Origin of the sequence: Cohnella faecalis, from assembly GCF_003570905.1 — a bacterium.
GTDB classification, from domain to species: Bacteria; Bacillota; Bacilli; order Paenibacillales; family Paenibacillaceae; genus Cohnella; species Cohnella faecalis.
This window is the reverse complement of record NZ_QXJM01000039.1, coordinates 17,898-36,871: the sequence shown is the minus strand read 5'-3', so window position 1 is coordinate 36,871 and position 18,974 is coordinate 17,898. Positions and strand designations below refer to the sequence as shown.

General features: G+C 52.1%; 16 protein-coding genes and 3 pseudogenes. 3 read left to right on the top strand and 16 right to left on the bottom strand.

Going from position 1 to position 18,974, the window contains the following annotated elements:
- Window positions 1-86: 86 nt before the first annotated feature.
- From D3H35_RS13060 to D3H35_RS13030, 8 genes and pseudogenes are all read right to left on the bottom strand, one after another.
- Window positions 87-866: an ABC transporter permease gene (locus tag D3H35_RS13060; protein WP_119149789.1), complete on the bottom strand. Its 780-nt coding sequence runs from the start codon at window positions 864-866 to the stop codon at window positions 87-89.
- Complete coding sequence (locus D3H35_RS34145; protein ID WP_325050120.1) at window positions 863-1,123, bottom strand: ATP-binding protein DrrA1-3 family domain-containing protein; 261 nt, start codon at window positions 1,121-1,123, stop codon at window positions 863-865. Before D3H35_RS34145 ends, D3H35_RS13060 begins: the two co-directional genes overlap by 4 nt.
- A gap of 234 nt (window positions 1,124-1,357) precedes the next feature.
- Window positions 1,358-1,716: pseudogene (locus D3H35_RS34140) on the bottom strand (ATP-binding cassette domain-containing protein); the annotation flags it as partial.
- Window positions 1,717-1,766: 50 nt separating this feature from the next.
- Window positions 1,767-1,973: a PLD nuclease N-terminal domain-containing protein gene (locus D3H35_RS13050; protein ID WP_119149788.1), complete on the bottom strand. Its 207-nt coding sequence runs from the start codon at window positions 1,971-1,973 to the stop codon at window positions 1,767-1,769.
- Window positions 1,974-1,998: 25 nt separating this feature from the next.
- The gene (locus tag D3H35_RS13045; RefSeq protein ID WP_119149787.1) at window positions 1,999-2,700 is read right to left on the bottom strand and encodes a YhfC family glutamic-type intramembrane protease; all 702 of its coding nucleotides are present in this window, start codon (window positions 2,698-2,700) and stop codon (window positions 1,999-2,001) included.
- A complete protein-coding gene (locus tag D3H35_RS13040; protein WP_119149786.1) occupies window positions 2,684-3,268 on the bottom strand; it encodes a helix-turn-helix domain-containing protein in 585 nt (194 codons plus the stop codon). The genes D3H35_RS13045 and D3H35_RS13040 overlap by 17 nt, the downstream gene beginning before the upstream one ends.
- A gap of 236 nt (window positions 3,269-3,504) precedes the next feature.
- Window positions 3,505-4,329, bottom strand: coding sequence for a 3-methyl-2-oxobutanoate hydroxymethyltransferase (panB, locus tag D3H35_RS13035; protein ID WP_119149785.1), 825 nt, complete (start codon window positions 4,327-4,329; stop codon window positions 3,505-3,507).
- A 156-nt stretch (window positions 4,330-4,485) separates the two neighbouring features.
- The gene (locus tag D3H35_RS13030) at window positions 4,486-4,872 is read right to left on the bottom strand and encodes a MerR family transcriptional regulator (protein WP_119149784.1); all 387 of its coding nucleotides are present in this window, start codon (window positions 4,870-4,872) and stop codon (window positions 4,486-4,488) included.
- Window positions 4,873-5,004: 132 nt separating this feature from the next.
- Here D3H35_RS13030 and D3H35_RS13025 point away from each other — a divergent pair.
- Window positions 5,005-5,762 (top strand): annotated as a pseudogene (locus D3H35_RS13025) (SDR family NAD(P)-dependent oxidoreductase).
- 59 nt (window positions 5,763-5,821) lie between these two features.
- Here D3H35_RS13025 and D3H35_RS13020 read toward each other — a convergent pair.
- Window positions 5,822-8,104: a PA14 domain-containing protein gene (locus D3H35_RS13020; protein ID WP_119149783.1), complete on the bottom strand. Its 2,283-nt coding sequence runs from the start codon at window positions 8,102-8,104 to the stop codon at window positions 5,822-5,824.
- A gap of 546 nt (window positions 8,105-8,650) precedes the next feature.
- Here D3H35_RS13020 and D3H35_RS13015 point away from each other — a divergent pair.
- A complete protein-coding gene (locus D3H35_RS13015) occupies window positions 8,651-9,022 on the top strand; it encodes a hypothetical protein (protein ID WP_119149782.1) in 372 nt (123 codons plus the stop codon).
- Window positions 9,023-9,095: 73 nt separating this feature from the next.
- On the opposite strand, the gene yicI is transcribed toward D3H35_RS13015, so the two are convergent.
- The 6 genes from yicI to D3H35_RS12985 form a co-directional block, all read right to left on the bottom strand.
- Window positions 9,096-11,423, bottom strand: coding sequence for an alpha-xylosidase (gene yicI / locus D3H35_RS13010; RefSeq protein ID WP_119149781.1), 2,328 nt, complete (start codon window positions 11,421-11,423; stop codon window positions 9,096-9,098).
- Between the two features lie 50 nt (window positions 11,424-11,473).
- On the bottom strand, window positions 11,474-12,445 hold the full coding sequence (locus D3H35_RS13005) for a 2-hydroxyacid dehydrogenase (RefSeq protein ID WP_119149780.1): 972 nt from the start codon (window positions 12,443-12,445) through the stop codon (window positions 11,474-11,476).
- Window positions 12,446-12,466: 21 nt separating this feature from the next.
- Window positions 12,467-13,297 (bottom strand): carbohydrate ABC transporter permease, encoded by an 831-nt coding sequence (locus D3H35_RS13000; RefSeq protein WP_119149779.1) that lies wholly within the window; start codon window positions 13,295-13,297, stop codon window positions 12,467-12,469.
- Window positions 13,297-14,223, bottom strand: coding sequence for a carbohydrate ABC transporter permease (locus tag D3H35_RS12995; protein WP_119149778.1), 927 nt, complete (start codon window positions 14,221-14,223; stop codon window positions 13,297-13,299). Before D3H35_RS12995 ends, D3H35_RS13000 begins: the two co-directional genes overlap by 1 nt.
- 64 nt (window positions 14,224-14,287) lie before the next feature.
- Window positions 14,288-15,547, bottom strand: a complete 1,260-nt coding sequence (locus D3H35_RS12990; RefSeq protein ID WP_158594095.1) for a sugar ABC transporter substrate-binding protein — start codon at window positions 15,545-15,547, stop codon at window positions 14,288-14,290.
- Window positions 15,548-15,736: 189 nt separating this feature from the next.
- Entirely contained in the window at window positions 15,737-16,771 is a 1,035-nt protein-coding gene (locus D3H35_RS12985; RefSeq protein ID WP_119149776.1) for a LacI family DNA-binding transcriptional regulator, read from the bottom strand.
- Between the two features lie 467 nt (window positions 16,772-17,238).
- Between D3H35_RS12985 and D3H35_RS12980 the strand changes: the two genes are divergently transcribed.
- On the top strand, window positions 17,239-18,633 hold the full coding sequence (locus D3H35_RS12980; protein WP_199728517.1) for a glycine--tRNA ligase: 1,395 nt from the start codon (window positions 17,239-17,241) through the stop codon (window positions 18,631-18,633).
- Window positions 18,634-18,680: 47 nt separating this feature from the next.
- Here the strand turns inward: D3H35_RS12980 and D3H35_RS12975 are convergent.
- A pseudogene (locus D3H35_RS12975) lies at window positions 18,681-18,848 on the bottom strand (epimerase); the annotation flags it as partial.
- Between the last annotated feature and the right edge of the window lie 126 nt (window positions 18,849-18,974).

Sequence of the window (18,974 nt, the reverse complement as noted above, 5' to 3'; positions counted from 1 at the left end):
CTGCCGCCACACCCTGCGGCTATTGTCGTCATCCGCTTGAGCAACCGTATCCGCGCCTTCTCTGCTCACCGCCAGCTCGCATTACGCTAGGCTTTCACCCACATCCGTTTCGAAGCGGCGACGGCGCCGAACAGCAATGCGGCTATAATCGCGACAGCCGCGCCGACGACCAGCCACAAATCCTGGCTTCCGCCCGGACCTTCCAGCAAGATGCGGCTTGCTTCGCCGGTCAATCGGCTGGGGCTCCAGCTCATCGCATCTCCGAACAGCTGCGTAAGCAAGGAAATAACCGCGGCCGCGCCCAACGATAGAAAGGCAATTCCGCTTTGGGATTTCAGAAGACAGCTCAGTAGCAGCGTTACCGTATTGACGAAGAGCAGCCACAAAGCGTATACCAAACAGCTGGACCACACAGCTTGGAACGATACGTCTTCGAACAGTACATTCGTATAATACCAAGCGCCGAGCTGACCCAGCCCGACGGCCGCAAGCGTAAGAACCGTCATTCCGAACCACTTGGCCAAAATATAGCTCGCATGCGATACCGGCTTGACCAGCACCATAATAGCTGAACCGGATTGCCGCTCCCCGGCGACCGTTCCCATGAACGAGAGCGCGAGGACGAGAAGGCCCAACGTTCCGTATTGGGACAGAGACTTCGCCATAATTTCTGCCGATGCAGGGACAGGAATAAGCTTGGCGGCCTCTTCCGCTACCCCTCCGGCCTTCAAAATCTGCGGCATATAATAAGTAGAAATCGGGTTCGATATGCCGAGCAGCACAAAAACGAGCGGAATCCATACCCATTTGTAGTTCCGGGCATTCTCCAGCATTTCCTTGCGAAATAGCAGCAGCCATGCGCTCATGATTTCACCGCCTTCATGAACACGTCTTCGAGCGACGTCCGTCCCACCTCAAAGCTCTCGACCTCGATGCCCAGCTCGGCGATCTCCTGCAATAGCGAACGCCTCGCCACGGAAAGCTCGGTTACTTGCAAGGTGATCCGCTCGTCGAGCGAAGCTTCGAACGCTTGAACGTACGGCCGACTGTGCAAGCCGCGCGCCCATTCGCGAGAGGCGCGGCCGACCCTGAGCGTAATTTGGGGATTTTGACGGTCACGCATAATCTGCTGGAGGTCGCCCTCCACGATGATGCGGCCCCGCTCCATAATGATGACGTCGTCGCTGATTTCCTCCACATCATGCAGAACGTGAGTGGAAAAGAGAATCGTCGTCTCCTTCTTGATCTCGGCCAAGAGATCCAGCACTTCCCGGCGTCCCTGCGGATCGAGCGCGGATACCGGTTCGTCGAGAATGAGCAGCCTCGGGCGGTGAATGACCGCCTGCGCCAATCCGAGCCGCTGCTTCATGCCCCGGAATAACCTCCGATTTTCCGTTTTGCCGCATCCTTCAGACCTACGCGGACTAGCAGCTCCTCCGTTCGGCTAGCGGCCTCTTTGCCGGATATTCGGGCCAGCTGCGCCGTGAACGAGAGGAACTCCCTGCCGCTCATCCAGTTATAGAACGCGGGATATTGCGGCAAGTAGCCGATCGATTCCCGAATATCCGCCCGCTCTCCATCGATGAAACGAATCGAACCGGAGGAGGGCTCCAGCAAGCCCGACAACATCTTCAACGTGGTCGTCTTGCCCGCGCCGTTCGGACCGAGCAGCGCCAAGCACCGGCCCTTCGCAATGCGAAACGAAAGGCCGTCCACGGCGGCGCTCGTCCCGAACCGTTTCGTCAACCCGCTAACCTCGAGCAGACTCACGATTCGCTTCTCCTTCCGATCGTGAAGTAGGCAACCGATCCGAGAATACTGCCCAGAAGGATGATGAATACCCACAGCAGCTTCGGCCCTCTCGTCAACGTCGACTCTCTCCTCCACAAATCCACCAGTCCGATTATCATTAATACGAGCTGAATGACCAGCACCGGCAATACGACCTGAAAATTCACATCCTGCAATGACATCGTCGTTTCCTCCGCATCCGTTGGATTAAATAATAATCATGCCTGCAATGAGCGCCGTTATACCTGTTGCGGCAACGAACAAGCTCGATGCCGCAACCGAGCGAACGGCCAGTCTGACCGCGACTGCGTTCAGCGAGCTATGAAGCGGAATGAGCAGCGCGACCGTCCATGCATAGCGCGCCACGATGAGCGTGCATCCAATATGGAAGGCGGATGCCCAGACCCGCTCCAGCAGCCCCCACACAGGACTCGATTGAATGTTCCCTTGCGCAGCTAGAAGCTGTTTCGCTTGCTCCGCCTTCTCGTCCGTTCGTTTCGACAAGGAAGCGATCGCGACGATGTTGACCATGACGAACGCCACCTCGACGGCCGCCCAGCCCTGACCGATCGAAATCGCCCAGGAAGCCGCGACCGACGTCAACGCAAGCAGGATGACCCGCACGCTTTCTTCCAATACGCCGGAGCTTGCGACGATGATGTTCTTCGCCTTTTCTTGCGGCATGGACTTGACCAATAAGCTCAGCGGACCTCGCAGCATCAGCGCAATGAACCAGCCGAGCGCCCCGAGCCCAAAGGCTTTCCATTCGATGCCATAGCCCGCGATCCAGAAGCCTAACCCGAACAGGACCGGCACTAGAACATAGATCGGTAGGCTGATCATCGACCTTCTCGCAGCCTGAGTAAATTTTTCATCGATTGACTGCACATGTTCAACTGTCGCTTTCATCGCCCGTCTCCCTTTTATCCGCCGATTGTTGTCCCTTGCGAGTCTCCGGAATGACGATCGTCGAGATCGTCCGCAGCCTTCGACCGTCCGCAGGCTTGTTTCCCGCATGCTCCTTCATCTGCTCCCGCATCCCGTTCAGCAACCCCAAGTATTCCTCTTCATTCAAATAAAGCTGATGCTGCCGAAAGGATATGCCGTCTTGCCTCATATGATAGCGATCCTGTCCGACATAAGCGCCGAAATCCCCGATCAACGAGGCAACGAATTTCAGGAAAAGCTCCATATGCTGCTCGGAGGACGTCTCCGTCAAGTCGTCGGGCGTCAGATCGGCGCCATTCATCGCAAGCCCATAGACTTTCTCCACCGTACCGCGATTTTTCCTCTCTTCCACAACTTCCAGTAACCCGGCCTTCAATAACGTGTTCAAATGGCGATACAGCGTCGCTTGCGGGATCGAAGCGTTCCGTTCCGCGAGCTGCTGAGTCGTTTGGCGTTGACCGGAGACGAGCGACTGGATAATCCGCATCCGGATAGGATGCAGGATTAGATCGGCTTTCGATTTGTCCACGTTTCGTCTTCCTTTCTTTATGTCTATCCGTTCACGCGAGCTTTCATTATTATTATCAATAATGATAATAATATGATTCATCTTCGTCAACTTATTTTTTGGACACACGGGCTGTCAAAATATATAAAAAGCCGCCAACATATGATGGCGGCTTCGGCAGAGAGACCTTTTAAGCTCTTTGGCCTTTTCCTGCACCTGCTTTCGAACCGTCTTTTGTTCCGAATAAGCGGTCCGAATTATTTTGCAAACCGCAGCCACTCCTCTACGCGCCGCAGTTCGGATTCCTTCATATGTCTTACATGAGACTCTGCGGGAAACTCACGATTGCGCACCTCTTCGGAGTATGAACGAATCGCCTCCAGCGCTTGTCCGCTAAAGTCCATATAGAGTTTGGCATGACGCAGTTTTTGGGGATTGACTCCCAGCATGTCGTTGACACTTAATACTTGCCCGTCCGTGTATCTGCCTGCCGCGATCCCGATGGTTGGAATCGATAGCCGATTCGTAATTACGTCTGCCAATTCCTCGGGAACAAGCTCAAGAACCAGCATGGAAGCTCCGGCACGTTGCAGCTCCAGCGCTCCCTCAATCAGCGCGGCCGCCTGCTCGAATGTTTTGCCTTGTACGGCAACATCGCGGTGGAGCTGAGGATTATACCCGATATGCCCCCACGCCTCGATGCCATGTCCGCGCAAAAATTCGATAATGGAAGGCTCAATTCCTTCTAGCTTGACCCCGTCCGCTCCTTGCGCCAGCAACGCCCGGGCAGTCTCTAGGGCAATCTGAGGCTCTTCGTAAGTCCGATAAGGCATATCGACGAGCAGATAAGCTTCGTTTACCCCGCGTTTGACCATTTTCAGATGATAAAGCATCTCGTCCAGAGAAACTTCCGTTTCGCTGCCATAGCCTAACACATTGGTGCCGACGCTGTCTCCGACAAAGATGACATCGACTCCCGCCTTCTCCTGCAGCACAGCCGTCCGATAATCGTAGCAAGTCAGCATTACAATCTTCTGTCCGCTTCTCTTCTTGTCGTGCAGGTGTGCCATTGTTTTCTTCATACCGCGCCTCCCAAGTCTCTGTCCTGATCGGGATCAGAGCTTCGTTTAAACCATACTCCTGCTTTTTTTCCGGTAAGGTTCCTCTCGGATACCTTCCTTGGGGAAATTATAGCAGAATTTCGCGATCTCATCTGTATGCCGATGAAGGCCGCTGAGTTATGTCTTCCGGGCTCCGTTCGAGGTCGCCGCTCTACTAATGAGGTCTTTGTACCCCGCAATTTTGTCTTTCAGCATCTTCTCTGTAGTTGCCAAGTTACTGATTTGATTCTGAAGAGAGCTTCTATGATCTTCCAGAAGGTTCAAACGAGCTTGGGCTGTATGCTCCCCTTCCAAATATAACTGTGCATATTTTCTTATTTGCGATATCGGCATTTGGGTTTGTTTCAACCTCATAACAAATTGCAGCCAAGCAAGATGGGTTTCATCATACATTCTTTCTCCATTCGCATTGCGCTTCGGAGCAATGATCTCTTCCTTCTCATAATATCGCAGCGTATGTGTTGTTACTCCCAATGACTTGGCTACTTCACTGATCGTGTACATGCCAACCTCCAAAATTTTGTAGTAGTCCCATGATTATAAAAAAGGATTGACTTAGAGTAAACTCTAACCTCTATAATCAAATCGTAGTTGGTTCATCATCCATTCTCATTGATAGGATCGGGAGGAAATGACATGAAATATACGGTTATTACCGGCGCAAGTTCAGGTATTGGTTATGAAACGGCTCTAGCTTTTGCAGCTCGCGGAAAAAACGTCGTCCTTGCAGCCCGCAGAAATGAGCAACTGGAGGAACTGAAGGCTGAAATTACACGTATCAATCCCGATGTAGATGTCATCATTCGGACGACTGACTTATCCATAGCTGACAATGCTTATAAGCTTTACGAAAGCCTGCAAGAGCTCCAAATCGAAACTTGGATCAACAATGCGGGATTCGGTAATTTTGCTTCCGTTGCTAATCAAGATTTAAACAAGATAGAGCCCCTGCTGCGTTTAAACATTGAGGCGTTAACCATACTGTCCTCCCTTTTCGTTCGTGACTACTCCAATTCCGAAGGAGCCCAATTGATCAACGTTTCATCCGGCGGCGGCTATACGATCGTGGGGAATGCCGTTACGTACTGCGCGTCCAAATTTTATGTAAGTGCCTTTACCGAAGGACTGTCACATGAACTTAGAAATCAAGGTGCGCGTATGCAGGCAAAAGTATTGGCGCCTGCCGCAACTGAAACCGAATTCGCAAAGCGAGCTTTGAATGTCAAAGATTTTGAATATCACGGTACTGTGCCAAAATTCCATACCGCAAAGGAAATGGCGGGATTCATGCTTGATTTGTATGACAGCGATAAGGTTGTGGGATTGTGGATGGATTGACGTACGAGTTTGAGTTGAGAGATGCTATTTTTAATTACGTGGAGAGAACGAGATAGAACAATGGGAAGAGGCTGTCTCACCGGCAGAATACTGCTAATGGGACAGCCTCTTAAGTTTATGGCAGGTACACGCGGTTCGTTGGTACAATCTGCTTCGACTGGCTGCTGCTTGACCACGACAATTGAGCTACCGCATCGAAGATGTTGTCATAGTACTCCATTTTAATATGGTATTTCTGTCCGGCAGTCAATGTAATTGTTCCGCTGTTCTCGGTAAGTCCATGATCCGTCCAGTTGTCGATGACCAGCACGTTATTCACATACAGCCGCACTCCATCATCCGAATTGGTATAGAAGGTGTAGGTTTCCGAATATTGAGGCTTAATATATCCAGTCCAGCGCACGCTGAATGTATCGGGATCAACACCCGGTGCAGGGCTGCCCGTGCCCCAGTTGAAGTTGATGTTGGCATCGGTGCGCAATGCCATCGGACTCGTGAAATCCTTGTTATTGAAATATTCGGCTCGCAGCCCGTTCACTTCAATCGTCGCGCTGGCCTGAGCGGAATTCGCGCTTTCTGTCGAACCGTTAACAGCGCTGACAACATAATAATAGGTCGTATTGTACGATAGGCCGATATCATAATAGCTTGTTGACGTAACATTCGAAGCGATTGTCGTATAAGGACCGCCGCTTGCCGTTGCGCGTTTGACATTATAGCTCGTTGCGCCAAAGGAAGCGTTCCAGTTCAGTGACGCATAGCCCGGACCAGCAGTTGCTGCAAGTCCGGTAGGCGCTGCCAGAGAAGGCACAGCCGGATAGAGCAATCGCTTAGGAATAAATTCTTGATTTTGATGGAGGCTATACCATAGTAAGTCAGCACCTGCGCTATCGACGTTCTCATAGAATTCCATCACAATGTCATATTTCTGCCCGCCTGTGAGCGAGATGGTTCCGCTGTTGGGAGTGAACACCGACCGATTGTTCCAATCGTCAATTATCAATTGACCGTCGACCCACAGACGAACACCGTCATTCGTAATCGTCGTAAATTCATACGTTTCGGAGTAAAGCGGAAGCACTTGACCCGACCATCTTACACTAAAAGTATCCGGGTCTATGCCAGCCGCCGGACTCCCCGTCCCCCAATAGAAAGAAACCTGGCTATCGATTCTGGTCATTGCGAGATCGGTGAGATTCGCATTGTTAAAATATTCAGCATATAGCCCCGTGCCTGAAGGATTTCTGAAAGGCGCTTGAACCATTCCATAGCCAAAGGAGCTGTCGCGCCCCGGATCGCCCAGATCATCGGCCGTTTCAATAAGCTTGTTCCTAATTTGCACATTCGTATAGGTAGGGTTCTGCTCCATATACAAGGCAGCGACTGCGGCTGCATACGGCGATGCCATCGATGTACCGGACCTGCTTGTATAGGCGTTGCCGATATGTGTGCTGTATACGGCTGTGCCCGGCGCAGTCAGCTCCAGATGGGGACCCTTATTGGAATTGCTGTTCCGTCCGTCCGTGCTATTTCCGTTAGCGACCGCGATTACGGAGTCGTAACCGGCCGGATAACGCGTCGGATCATCTCCGCTTGAGTTCGTGCTTTCGTTGCCTGCCGCCGCAAACAGCAGAATGCCATTATCAAAGGCGGTATCGCACGCTTCCTCCAATGCGAGTGAATTGCCCGTTCCGGTCAAGCTCATATTGATAATATCGATATCGTTGTCGATGGCCCAATCAATACCGTCAATGACATACGAATAAAGGCCGGTTCCGTCATCTTCAAGAACTTTGACCGAATACAGGTCGACATCCGGCGCGGCGCCTACCGTTCCGATCGTATTATCAAGCGCTGCAATAATTCCGGCCACATGCGTCCCATGCCCATTAAGATCGCTGGCCGTGCTGCTGGCCGTGTAATTAACTTTGCCCAGAATAGTCAGATCCTCATGATCCGCTACCCCGGTATCGAATACAGCGATCTTTACTCCATCGCCTGTAATGCCGTTCGCCCAGCTATGATCCGCTTGTACGCGTTCGATACCCCAGTCCGCTACTTGAGCCTCCACTTGAACGATGCCATCCTCTTCTATTGAAAGAATGGATTTATCCGCGATTAATTCCTCCAGCTCCTGCGAAGTTACGGTCATCGCTTCCGCGTTGAGATGCTTGAAATTCTTATGTGCTTTATACTTCTTCTTGCTCGCTTTTCGCTCGGCTGCCGCTTCGGGCTTGTACCTCACAATGATCCGTTTTTCTTCCGACGGATTTCTCAACAACTGCTTGTCCACAATCTTCTCCGGCTCTTTAACGCTTGCCGATGCCGGGCTTACTGCTGCGATGGACAGAGACAACATCGATGCGATAACTGTCCATTTCAAATACTTGCTTAACATAATATTCCTCCTTTTCTAAATTGGTAGCTACATTATCATATGTATCTACTAACTGTCAACCTCGACAAAAGGAGCTAATGTTTGGCATTTTTCGATCAACTCTGCGGTCGCTTGCCCTCTAGGCCCGAATCCGATAGCGACACTGTTATGCTCGTTAATATCAGTCGACTGCCTATACCCTGGCCGTGGTATTTCCGATTCAACTATAAGCTAAGGCACCCCATCGGGTGCCTTAGGCAATTAAAAGTATTTCATCAGGTCGATTCAATTAGCCCGACTGTCTTTAGATCTTCGATTTCCAAATACATTGTACTTTTATACTTCTTAACATGTATATCGCTTAAAACAAAATCGCCATCTTTTGCTTTCTTGTATTCGTCCGTCCATTATTTTCTTGAACGACGCACCTGAAATTTCGTCAAGCAACAACGACTTCGGCGTCCTCTGGACGGAGAATGGCGTTTTTGTCGTAGACAGGCTGCCCTTATGGTCGTGTAACAATAGGACAATGGGACGACTTCCCACTCTTTCGGCGAGTTTGTTGTTTTGACGCTCAACAATGGGACGCCTTCCCACTCTTTTGGCGAGTTTGTTGTTTTGACGCTCAACAATGGGACGCCTTCCCACTCTTTTGGCGTATTTGTTGTTTTGACGCTCAACAATGGGACGCCTTCCCACTCTTTCGGCGAGTTTGTTGTTTTGACGCTCAACAATGGGACGACTTCCCACTCTTTCGGCGAGTTTGTTGTTTTGACGCTCAACAATGGGACGCCTTCCCACTCTTTCGGCGAGTTTGTTGTTTTGACGCTCAACAATGGGACGCCTTCCCACTCTTTCGGCGAGTTTGTTGTTTTGACGCTCAACAATGGGACGCCTTCCCACTCTTTCGGCCAATTTGTTGTTTTGACGCTGAAATAGGGTAGTGATTTTATACTTTCTTATATGACAAAAAAGAGGACAGCCCGCTTGCTTGGGCCATCCCCTTCTATGCTTACCCTTTCAACCGCACACGGATCTTGTCCGCTCCCGCTTGCGGAACCAAACGAATGCCCGCATCCGTAACGGTCCATTCCGCCCCGGTGACCTCCTCAGCCTCGCGGATGCCGCGGAGGATTAATTCCCACGGCTTGCCTGCGCCATTCGCGGTAATGTCGATGCATGAACCGCTGCGCGATGCGCGGACTTCCAGCTCTTGCTCGGCCTTCACGCTGTATACGACAGCTTTTGCTTCGCCCCCGTCTTCCAGCTCGAAGGCATGGATCACGACGCCGTCGGCATAGTCGTAGTCCGGACGCAGCTCGTTGCTGCCGACCGCAATGAGGCTGTTCGGTCTCGCCATCAGCGGCAGGCTGAAATAATCGTGCCGCTCGAATACCCAGCGTCCGCCTTCAACGACGCTGCCATTCAGGAAGTTCGTCCAACGCCCTTCCGGCAAGTAATACTTGGCAGCTCCTTGATCGTTGAAGATCGGCGCTACCAACAGCGATTCGCCCAGCATATATTGACGATCCAGCTGTTCGCACGAGGCATCGCCTTCGAACTCCAGCACCATCGCCCGCATCATAGGCAGACCCGTCTGCGTAGTGTCGATCGAAGAGCTGAACATATAAGGCATCAGCGTCGATTTCAATTTCGTGAAATAGCGAAGCACGTCGCTCGCTTCGTCGTCGAACAGCCAAGGTACACGGTACGACTGGCTGCCATGCAGGCGGCTGTGCGAGGACAATAGTCCGAAGGCTGTCCAGCGCTTGTACAGATCCGGCGTAGCCGTGTTCTCGAAGCCGCTAATATCGTGGCTCCAGAAGCCGAAGCCGGATAGGCCGAGCGACAAGCCGCCGCGCAGCGTTTCCGCCATGGAGTTGTAGCTGGCCGTGCAATCGCCGCCCCAGTGAACCGGATATTGCTGGCCGCCTGCGGTGGCCGAACGGGCGAACACCATCGCTTCATGCTTCCCTTTCGTTTCTTCCAGAACTTCAAAGACCGCTTTATTGTATAAGTGCGTGTAGTAGTTGTGCATTTTCACCGGATCGGATCCGTCGAAGTAGACGACATCGGTCGGTATGCGCTCGCCGAAATCGGTTTTGAAGCTGTCGACGCCCATGTCGATCAGAACTTTGAGCTTGTCCTTATACCAACGAACCGCGGCAGGATTCGTGAAATCGACGAGCCCCATGCCGCCCTGCCAACGGTCCCATTGCCATACGTCGCCGTCTCTCGTTTTGACCAGGTAGCCGTTCGCTTTGCCCTCTTCGAACAAGTAGGATTGCTGCGCGATGTAGGAATTGATCCATACGCAGATGCTCAAGCCCTTGCTCTTCAACCGATTCAGCATGCCTTGCGGATCAGGGAAGACATCCCGGTCCCATTCGAAGTCGCACCACTGGAACTCCTTCATCCAGAAGCAGTCGAAATGGAACACGTGCAGAGGAATTTCCCGCTCTATCATGCCGTCGATAAAGCTGTTTACCGTCGCTTCGTCGTAGCTTGTCGTGAACGACGTCGTCAGCCACAGCCCATAGGACCAAGCCGGAGGAAGCGCCGGTTTGCCCGTCAGCTGCGTATAATTGTGCAGAACTTCCTTCAGAGAAGCTCCGCCGATGATGTAATATTTCAACGATTCGCCGGGAACGCTGAATTGCACCTTCGATACTTGCTCCGAAGCAACCTCGTAGGATACGCGCTCCGGATGGTCGACGAATACGCCATATCCGAAGCTAGACAGATAGAAAGGAACGTTCTTGTAAGCTTGCTCGCTGCATGTGCCGCCATCCTCGTTCCAGAGGTCGACGACTTGGCCGTTTTTCACGAACGGGGTAAACCGTTCGCCGAGGCCGTAGATGTATTCGCCGACGCCGAGGTCCAGCTGCTCTCTCATATACGTGCTCTGATCCTGTGTCTTAATATGACCCGGGCTCTTGTAGCCGCTGCCCGTCAGACGCTTGCCGTCATAGTTAAAGTGCGTGCTCCAGCCCTCGTTCTTATGAATTCGCACGCTCAGCTTGCCGCTCGTGAAGCTGGCTTCGTCTTCGCCGTTCTCGACCTGAACCGGCACGTCTTCGCGAATGTTTTTTGCGAATTCCGGCCCCTTTGGCAGCTTGCCGTCGTGGTGAACCAACTCGACGCAGATGACATCCGGCATCGGGGAAGTATAATGAACGGTCAGAATCGCCGTGTTCAGCGTGTCGCCGCGCGTTACGATTTTTTTGCAGGAAGCGAGCACGGTCAGCTTATCCGGAGTCGTCCGGACATTGCGGATTTCAATCGGGTAATTAAAAGTAACCCCTTGCCTCATATGCCAGTAACCATCAGTAAATTTCATCCTAGTTCCACCTATCGTTTGTAGTTATCTATCTATTTATTTGCTGCTGTTTACGATTGCAATTCCGGTATGATCTGAATCGGCTCTTCGCCCTTGAGCGCATGAACCAGATTGCGAGCCGCTGCGAAAGCCATGTTCAATCGGGTAGCCGCCGTCGCCGAACCGAGATGGGGCAGAGTGACGACGTTATCCATCCCGAGCAGCGGATGATTCGCGTCCACGGGCTCCCGCTCGTACACATCGAGTCCCGCACCGTGGATTTGCTTGCTCTGCAGCGCTCGGACAAGCGCCGTTCCATTGACCGTTTCGCCGCGCGATACGTTGATGAATATAGCGCTCTTCTTCATCATGCTGAACTGGGCTTCGTCCATGATGTGCTTCGTCTGCGGCGTCAATGGTGTCATTAACAGGATGAAATCGGACGTCCGCAGCAGCTCCTCAAGAGTGCTGTAAGAGATGCCCAGCCTTGCCTCTACGTCGGGCCGCGGGTTGCGGTTGTAATAGACGACATCCATCAGAAACCCGAGCTTCGCCCGGCGAGCGATCGCTTCTCCGATCCGTCCCATTCCGACGATGCCGAGTCTCGCGTGATGAACGTCCACCCCGAACAGCTCCGCGTCCTGGCCTTTTTGCCATTTTCCCGCCTTCACGAACCGGTCCAGCTCCGCTACTCTTCGAGCCGTGCCGAGAATGAGCGCGAAAGCGAGATCGGCTACCGTTTCGTCGAGTACGTAAGGCGTATGAGTGCCTACGACTTTGCCGGCTTTCAGAGCGGCCAGATCGACATTGTTATAGCCGACGGACAAATTGCTGACGACCCTGAGCTTCGGAGCCGCACGGAGCACTTCCTCACCAACCGGCGTTCCGGTGACCAGCAGCCCTTCCGCATCGCCGACCTCTTGCTTCAGCTGCTCCGGCTTTATCGGTTCTGCGCCCTGCCACATCCGAACGTCGCAATGCTCCTCCAAATACGCTCTCACTTCTTCAGGCAAGTCTCTCGCAATATATACGCGCGGTTTCATCGGACTTCGCTCCCCCGTCGTTTAGTCTTTCATGGAACCGGCCGTAATGCCGCCGACAACGTATTTCTGCATCGAGACGAAGATGATAATAATCGGCAAAGCCGCGAGCGTAGCTACCGCCATCAGGTTGTTCCACTCCGTGCCGTACTGTCCGATGAACCGGTACAGGCCCAGCGTCAGCGGACGCACCGCATCGCCCGAAGTGAGCGTCAGCGCGAAGATGAAGTCGCCCCATCCGAACAGGAAGCAGAATACGGACACCGTCAGCAATCCCGGAGTGACGAGCGGCAGAATGATTTTCGTAAAAGAAGTGAATTTGTTGCAGCCGTCGATCATCGCCGCTTCCTCCAGCCCGCCCGGCAAGCTTAGAAAAAACGGACGCAGCGTAATAACGGCAAACGGCAAAGCGTGAATCAGATTGGCAAAGATCAAGCCGATGAAATTGTCGATCAAGCCGACCTTGGAGAACATGATATACAAAGGCATGGCCATCATAATGCCCGGCAGCATCTGGATCGACAGCAGCAGGATCATGATGATGGATTTCCCTTTGATCTTGAGACGGGAAAGCGCATAAGCCGCGGGCACGGCCAGCACTATCGTCAGCAGCATCGTGCCAACCGAGATGATGACGCTGTTGCCGATGTAGCCGAGCATATCCTGATTGCGAACGAAGTTGTTGATATACGACTCGAACGTCGCCTTAACGGGAAACAAGTGCGGCGGATTATGGTACAGCTCCGTAATCGGCGTAATGGAAGTCTTCACCATCCAATACACCGGGAACAAAAAGACGATCATGAGCAAAGTCGCGAAGCTCGTCGCGCCTGCAGCTTTCCATTTTGAGGTCATCAGTGGACTTCCTCCTTGTTCGACATTCTCAAGTACACGATAGCAACCAGAATCAGGAGCACGAACATAATCATCGATACGGCTGCCCCTTGGCTGAACTCAAACATCGTGAAGGAGAGCTGATACGCGTAGATCGGCAGCACCGTGGAAGACGTGACCGGACCGCCTGCCGTCATAATGTAGATCAGATCGAACACCTTGAACGTATTGATGATCCCGAGCATGAGAAGGACCAGAATCGTCGGTCTCATGAGAGGCAGCGTCACGTGCCTGAATTGAAGCCAACGGTTCGCGCCGTCCAGTCTGGCCGCTTCGTATAGCTGCAGCGGCAGCGATTGAAGTCCGGAGAGCAGAATGATCATGTTGAACGGAATCCCGATCCAGACGTTGGCGAAGATCGTTCCGAGCAAGGCCGTATTGCCCTCGCTGAGCCAGTTCACCGGCTTATCGATAAGGCCTAACGATTGCAGAAAATAGTTAATGACGCCGTAATCGCCGGACATCATCCATTGAAACACCGTCCCGGTAATGACAACGGGAAGCATCCAGGCGAGAAGCATCAAGGAACGGAACAGACTGCGTCCCGGAAATTTCATATTGAAAAAGAGCGCTAGCGCAAAGCCGATTGTAAACTGAAAGAAAATGCTGATAATCGTAAAAATGACGGAGTTCTGGGTGGCAATATAAAAGACTTCATCCTTGAAGGTTTTGACGTAGTTGCTGAATCCGACAAAGTGCTGCTCGCCGTTCAAATTGTACACATTGACATCCTTGAAGCTAAGCACCGCATTGTAAAGGATAGGATATAAGATGAATACAGCCATAAACGCCAGTGCAGGCAATAGAAATAAGTAGCTGTTCCATTCGGAAAACCTCTTGCCGCCCCGATTGGCTTTATAATTGCCTTCTATATTCTGGGCCTTCATTTCTCCACCTCTATCTCCCAAATTAGGAGAGATGCGGCGCGAACCGCATCCCTCTTAGCATTGTCTATTGTTGAAGGTTCGGTTTGATCTTCGCGTCCGCCGCTTTTACGGCATCTTCCGGAGACTTGGCTCCCGTAATGACTTCCTGCAGCATAATTTGAATGGCATCCGAAATTTTCGGATAGTTCGGGCCGTAAGCGCGCGCTTTCGCCACTTTCATGGAGTCGGCGAATACTTTCAGCTGCTTGTCATCCTGCCAGAACGGATCGCTCAGGTAATCCTCGCGGCTCGGCAGACGGCCTGCGGCTTGCAGGAAGCTCTTCAGATTGTCCGGTTCGTTCGCGAATTTGATGATGTCGAAAGCGACATCCTTATGCTTCGACGCTTTCGTAATGGCCCAGTTCTCGCCGCCAAGGATCGTGCCGCCTTGTTTGTTGATCGGCAGCTCGACGACGTCCCAGTTCACTTTGCCTTCTTTTCTCAGCAGAGGAATTTGCCATGTTCCGTTCATCATCATCGCCACTTTGCCGGTTGAGAACTGCACGACCGTGTCCGACTGCTTCTGGTTGATGACTTCCTTGGACATGTAACCGTTCGAAGCCATGTTCTGGAGCAGCTTCGCGGCTTCCACCGTTCCTTCGCTGTTGAAGTTTGTTATATCGGAACCGGCTTGATACATGAGCGGCAGGAATTGGAACGTGCCCTCCTCCGTTTTGACCGCTGTCATCGAGAAACCGTATACATCTTTCGTCGTCAGCTTTTTCGCCGCTTCGAGCAGCTCGGCCCACGTTTTAGGCGGGGTGACGTTAGCGGCTTTCAGCATATCGACGTTGTAGTACAAAGCGAGGTTATTGCTGCCTATCGGCACGCCGTAGTTTTTGCCTTGGTACACCGTCGAAGACCACGGACCATCGAAATACTTGTCCGCTTGTCCCCACGCTTTGACCTCTTCCGTAATGTCCGCCAGAATGCCCGCCGCCGCAAATGCCTGGTGATCTGGATTGTCGAGCCAGACGATATCCGGCATTTGATTACCGGCGGAGCTTAGCAGCAGCTTGTTCTTGATATCGGCGAAGGAAATGAACGTGCGTTCGATTTTGACGTTCGGATGAGCGGTCTCATAGTCCGCGATGATTTTCGACAAAGCGCCTTGCGTCGCTTCGCTGGTCATGGAATCCCACCATTGAATCGTTACCTTATCGCCGCTGGCGGCACCGCCGTTCTTATTCGCATCGGACGCATTGTCGTTCGATGTTCCGCAAGCGGTAAGAATAAGCGACATGGCAGCGGTTGCAATTGCGAGTTTCTTCATTCCTTTGTGCATTTGTTTGGTCCCCCTCAAGATGTCAAAAATAGTATGCACTGCCGCTGCCGATTTCATCAAAATGCAAACCGGCGCGGCATTGTCACCTCAGTAATTGCACCATTTAATGATGTACGTACATCATTTTGATGTGCAGTAACCCCCGGAAGTTCTTGTCGCCATCGAAATCGCGACGTACCGAAGATTACATCAAACATAATAGCGGGCATTTTCCTTCGTCACTAGCTCTAGCTTCGTAATATTTTCCTTCTCGTTGGCTTTCTCGCCGGAAACCAAATAATCGAACATCGATTTCACGGTAAGATAGCCTTGATTAACGGGATCCTGGCAGATGGTTGCCGTTACTACGCCTTTCCTTAGATGCCCGTATATTTCTTCCGTCATGTCGTGACCGATCAACGCGATCGGCTTCGACAAATTCGCATCGGCCAAATGCTTGGCGACTCTATCGAGCTTGGCGCTGGAAACATAGATGCCGTCGACCTGGCGAAAATAATCGATGAACGTATCGAGCGAGTCGTAATCCTCCTGCTGCAGTTTCAACGGGCCGATCAGCTCGATATGGTCGTATTCGCCCACCACCTCGCGGAATCCCGTCACCTTCTGCTGCATTTGGAAGTTCGTGTAGGACATAATAAGCCCCACCCGCGTCTTCGAGCCAATCAGCTTGCATAGCACATCCGCCGCCAGCCGTCCGGCTACGCGATAGTCGCATCCGACGTAGAACAACCGCTTGCTCAGCGGAGAATCGCTGTTAAAGGTGCAAATGGCTACTCCGCGATCCACGCCGTGGTCGATGATGTCCGCAAATTCCTGCGGATCGTTCGGCGAGATGGCGATCGCATCGTACTTGCCGGATTCAATCAGCTCCATGAAGATGGCCTTCTGACGATCGAGATCGTACTTCTCGGAACGGATAATATGCACATGCAGGCCGTAATCTCGAAACTCGTCGATCGCAGTCTGCACGCCTCGTTCCACTTGATTCCAGAAATATTCCGGCAGCTCGGGGAACACGATGGCCATGACATACTCATTCTTGCGCGACAAAAAGCTGGCCGACTTGTTGGGTGTGTAGTTCATCTCTTTGATCTTTTCCATCACCATACGGTAGGTGTCGGGTTTGACATTGCCCCTGTTGTTCAACACACGATCCAACGTGGCTACCGAAACGCCGATTTGCCTTGCCAATTCCTTGACGGTTAACCGCTTGCTTTGATCCATATCGCACCTGCAGCCTAATCTCGAGATTTTTGAACCACGCCTTCATGATAACAACGCATTTTTCTAATGTCAACGTTTTCATGATTGTTTTCATTAATTTTTGAGTTACGTACATCATTTTGGTTATAATCCCTAGAGACGGTTTTCACTACCCTTGAATATTACTTTATTATCCGGTAATATTACCGCAAAGGTTAATCTGGCAATGATGGACCAATAGTACTTGATTGTCTTTCTGCACAGCGATCCGGGGATGGTGAAAGCCCGGAAGAAGCATCAAGGAAAAGGCAGTCCGGAGTCGGAGCGTCGGAAAAAGAGGGCGACTGTACGGGTCGTCAACTAGGGTGGAACCGCGGGGGCACAGAGCTCTCGTCCCTAGGCATCGAAGTTTGATGCCTAGGTGACGGGGGCTTTTTCGTTGTTTCTCGGCATCAACGGCAAATCGTTGGACAAAGGAGAGGTTAACCATGAGCGGTCTCAAAACGAAAGCAATGGAACAAATCGTCGCGCTGGCCAAGCATCGCGGGTTTATTTTTCCGGGATCGGAAATTTACGGCGGTCTGGCGAACACTTGGGACTACGGACCGTTGGGCGTAGAATTGAAGAACAACATCAAACGCGCTTGGTGGAAGAAGTTCATTCAAGAATCCCCCTTCAACGTCGGCCTCGACGCGGCGATTTTGATGAACCCGCGAACTTGGATGGCTTCAGGCCACATTGGCAACTTCAACGATCCGATGATCGACTGCAAGCATTGCAAAGCCCGTCATCGCGCAGATAAAATCATTGAGAACGCTCTTGACGCCAAAGGGATTGAGCAGATCGTCGACGGCTTGTCATTCGATCAGATGAAGGCTTTGATCACCGAACACCAAATCGCATGTCCGGATTGCGGAAGCCGCGACTTCACGGATATCCGTCAGTTCAACCTCATGTTCAAAACATTTCAAGGCGTCACGGAGTCCAGTACCAACGAGATTTATATGCGTCCGGAAACGGCACAGGGCATTTTCGTCAACTTTAAGAATGTACAACGCACCATGCGGAAGAAATTGCCGTTTGGCATAGGACAAATCGGCAAAAGCTTCCGAAATGAGATAACACCCGGCAACTTTACATTTCGGACGCGTGAATTCGAGCAAATGGAGCTTGAGTTTTTTTGCAAGCCAGGCGAGGATCGTAAGTGGTTCGAGTACTGGCGCGGCTTCTGCCGCGAATGGCTCGTAAAGCTCGGCATGAAAGAGAATCATATTCGCCTGCGAGATCATTCGGAGGATGAGTTGTCCCACTACAGCAATGCAACGACCGATATCGAATATCGCTTCCCGTTCGGCTGGGGAGAGCTGTGGGGTATCGCCGATCGTACCGATTATGACCTGAAGCAGCATATGGATCATTCAGGCGAAGATTTCAGCTTCAACGACCAGGAATCGAACGAACGCTATATTCCGTACTGCATTGAGCCTTCTCTCGGCGCAGACCGCGTCACTTTGGCTTTTCTGATCGATGCCTATGAGGAGCAGCAGCTGGATGATGACGACAGCCGAACGGTTCTCCGTCTTCACCCCGCACTCGCACCGATTAAAGCAGCCATTTTCCCTCTCTCGAAAAAGTTGGCGGAAGGCGCCCAGCATGTGTATGCGGAGTTAATCTCCGACTTCATGGTCGATTACGACGATACGGGTTCCATCGGCAAGCGGTACCGCCGCCACGACGAGATCGGTACACCGTACTGTATCACCTACGACTTCGAATCGGAGAGCGACGGCCAAGTCACTGTACGCGATCGCGACTCCATGACGCAGGTTCGTATGCCCATAGCCGACTTGAAAACATTTCTCCTGGAACGCATCCGCTTCTAATCCCCCCGGCTCGAGGTAGGAACATAGGGCCATGAAGTCCCTTGTTCCTACTTCTTTAACCGATGAATGGCAGCGGTCAAGCCTTCCACATAACTGGTCGCGGGATTCCGGCCAATGATTCGCTCGTATTTTTCTCCGCTAAGACGGAGCGGCTCCGTCGTCAGATACAACATCTCCACCACTTCCTTCATCACCGGAACGAACAGACCCATTAAGAATGTAACAGTAGGGCGAGAGTGCAACAGTGGGACGAGATCCCATTCATTTGGCGGAAAGTGTGGGCGCGCTCGCATCAGTAGGATGAGATCCCATTCATTCGACGGAAAGTGTGGGCGCGCTCG

What these genes read in the sequence shown, in the direction of transcription:
- D3H35_RS12985 (WP_119149776.1), bottom strand. Translation starts at nt 16,771, where the DNA reads ATGGATCAAAGCAAGCGGTTAACCGTCAAGGAATTGGCAAGGCAAATC.
- D3H35_RS12990 (WP_158594095.1), bottom strand. Translation starts at nt 15,547, where the DNA reads ATGCACAAAGGAATGAAGAAACTCGCAATTGCAACCGCTGCCATGTCG.
- yicI (WP_119149781.1), bottom strand. Translation starts at nt 11,423, where the DNA reads ATGAAATTTACTGATGGTTACTGGCATATGAGGCAAGGGGTTACTTTT.
- D3H35_RS13005 (WP_119149780.1), bottom strand. Translation starts at nt 12,445, where the DNA reads ATGAAACCGCGCGTATATATTGCGAGAGACTTGCCTGAAGAAGTGAGA.
- D3H35_RS13020 (WP_119149783.1), bottom strand. Translation starts at nt 8,104, where the DNA reads ATGTTAAGCAAGTATTTGAAATGGACAGTTATCGCATCGATGTTGTCT.
- D3H35_RS13030 (WP_119149784.1), bottom strand. Translation starts at nt 4,872, where the DNA reads ATGTACACGATCAGTGAAGTAGCCAAGTCATTGGGAGTAACAACACAT.
- D3H35_RS34145 (WP_325050120.1), bottom strand. Translation starts at nt 1,123, where the DNA reads ATGCGTGACCGTCAAAATCCCCAAATTACGCTCAGGGTCGGCCGCGCC.
- D3H35_RS13000 (WP_119149779.1), bottom strand. Translation starts at nt 13,297, where the DNA reads ATGACCTCAAAATGGAAAGCTGCAGGCGCGACGAGCTTCGCGACTTTG.
- D3H35_RS13050 (WP_119149788.1), bottom strand. Translation starts at nt 1,973, where the DNA reads ATGTCATTGCAGGATGTGAATTTTCAGGTCGTATTGCCGGTGCTGGTC.
- D3H35_RS12980 (WP_199728517.1), top strand. Translation starts at nt 17,239, where the DNA reads ATGAGCGGTCTCAAAACGAAAGCAATGGAACAAATCGTCGCGCTGGCC.
- D3H35_RS12995 (WP_119149778.1), bottom strand. Translation starts at nt 14,223, where the DNA reads ATGAAGGCCCAGAATATAGAAGGCAATTATAAAGCCAATCGGGGCGGC.
- D3H35_RS13045 (WP_119149787.1), bottom strand. Translation starts at nt 2,700, where the DNA reads ATGAAAGCGACAGTTGAACATGTGCAGTCAATCGATGAAAAATTTACT.
- D3H35_RS13060 (WP_119149789.1), bottom strand. Translation starts at nt 866, where the DNA reads ATGAGCGCATGGCTGCTGCTATTTCGCAAGGAAATGCTGGAGAATGCC.
- panB (WP_119149785.1), bottom strand. Translation starts at nt 4,329, where the DNA reads ATGAAGAAAACAATGGCACACCTGCACGACAAGAAGAGAAGCGGACAG.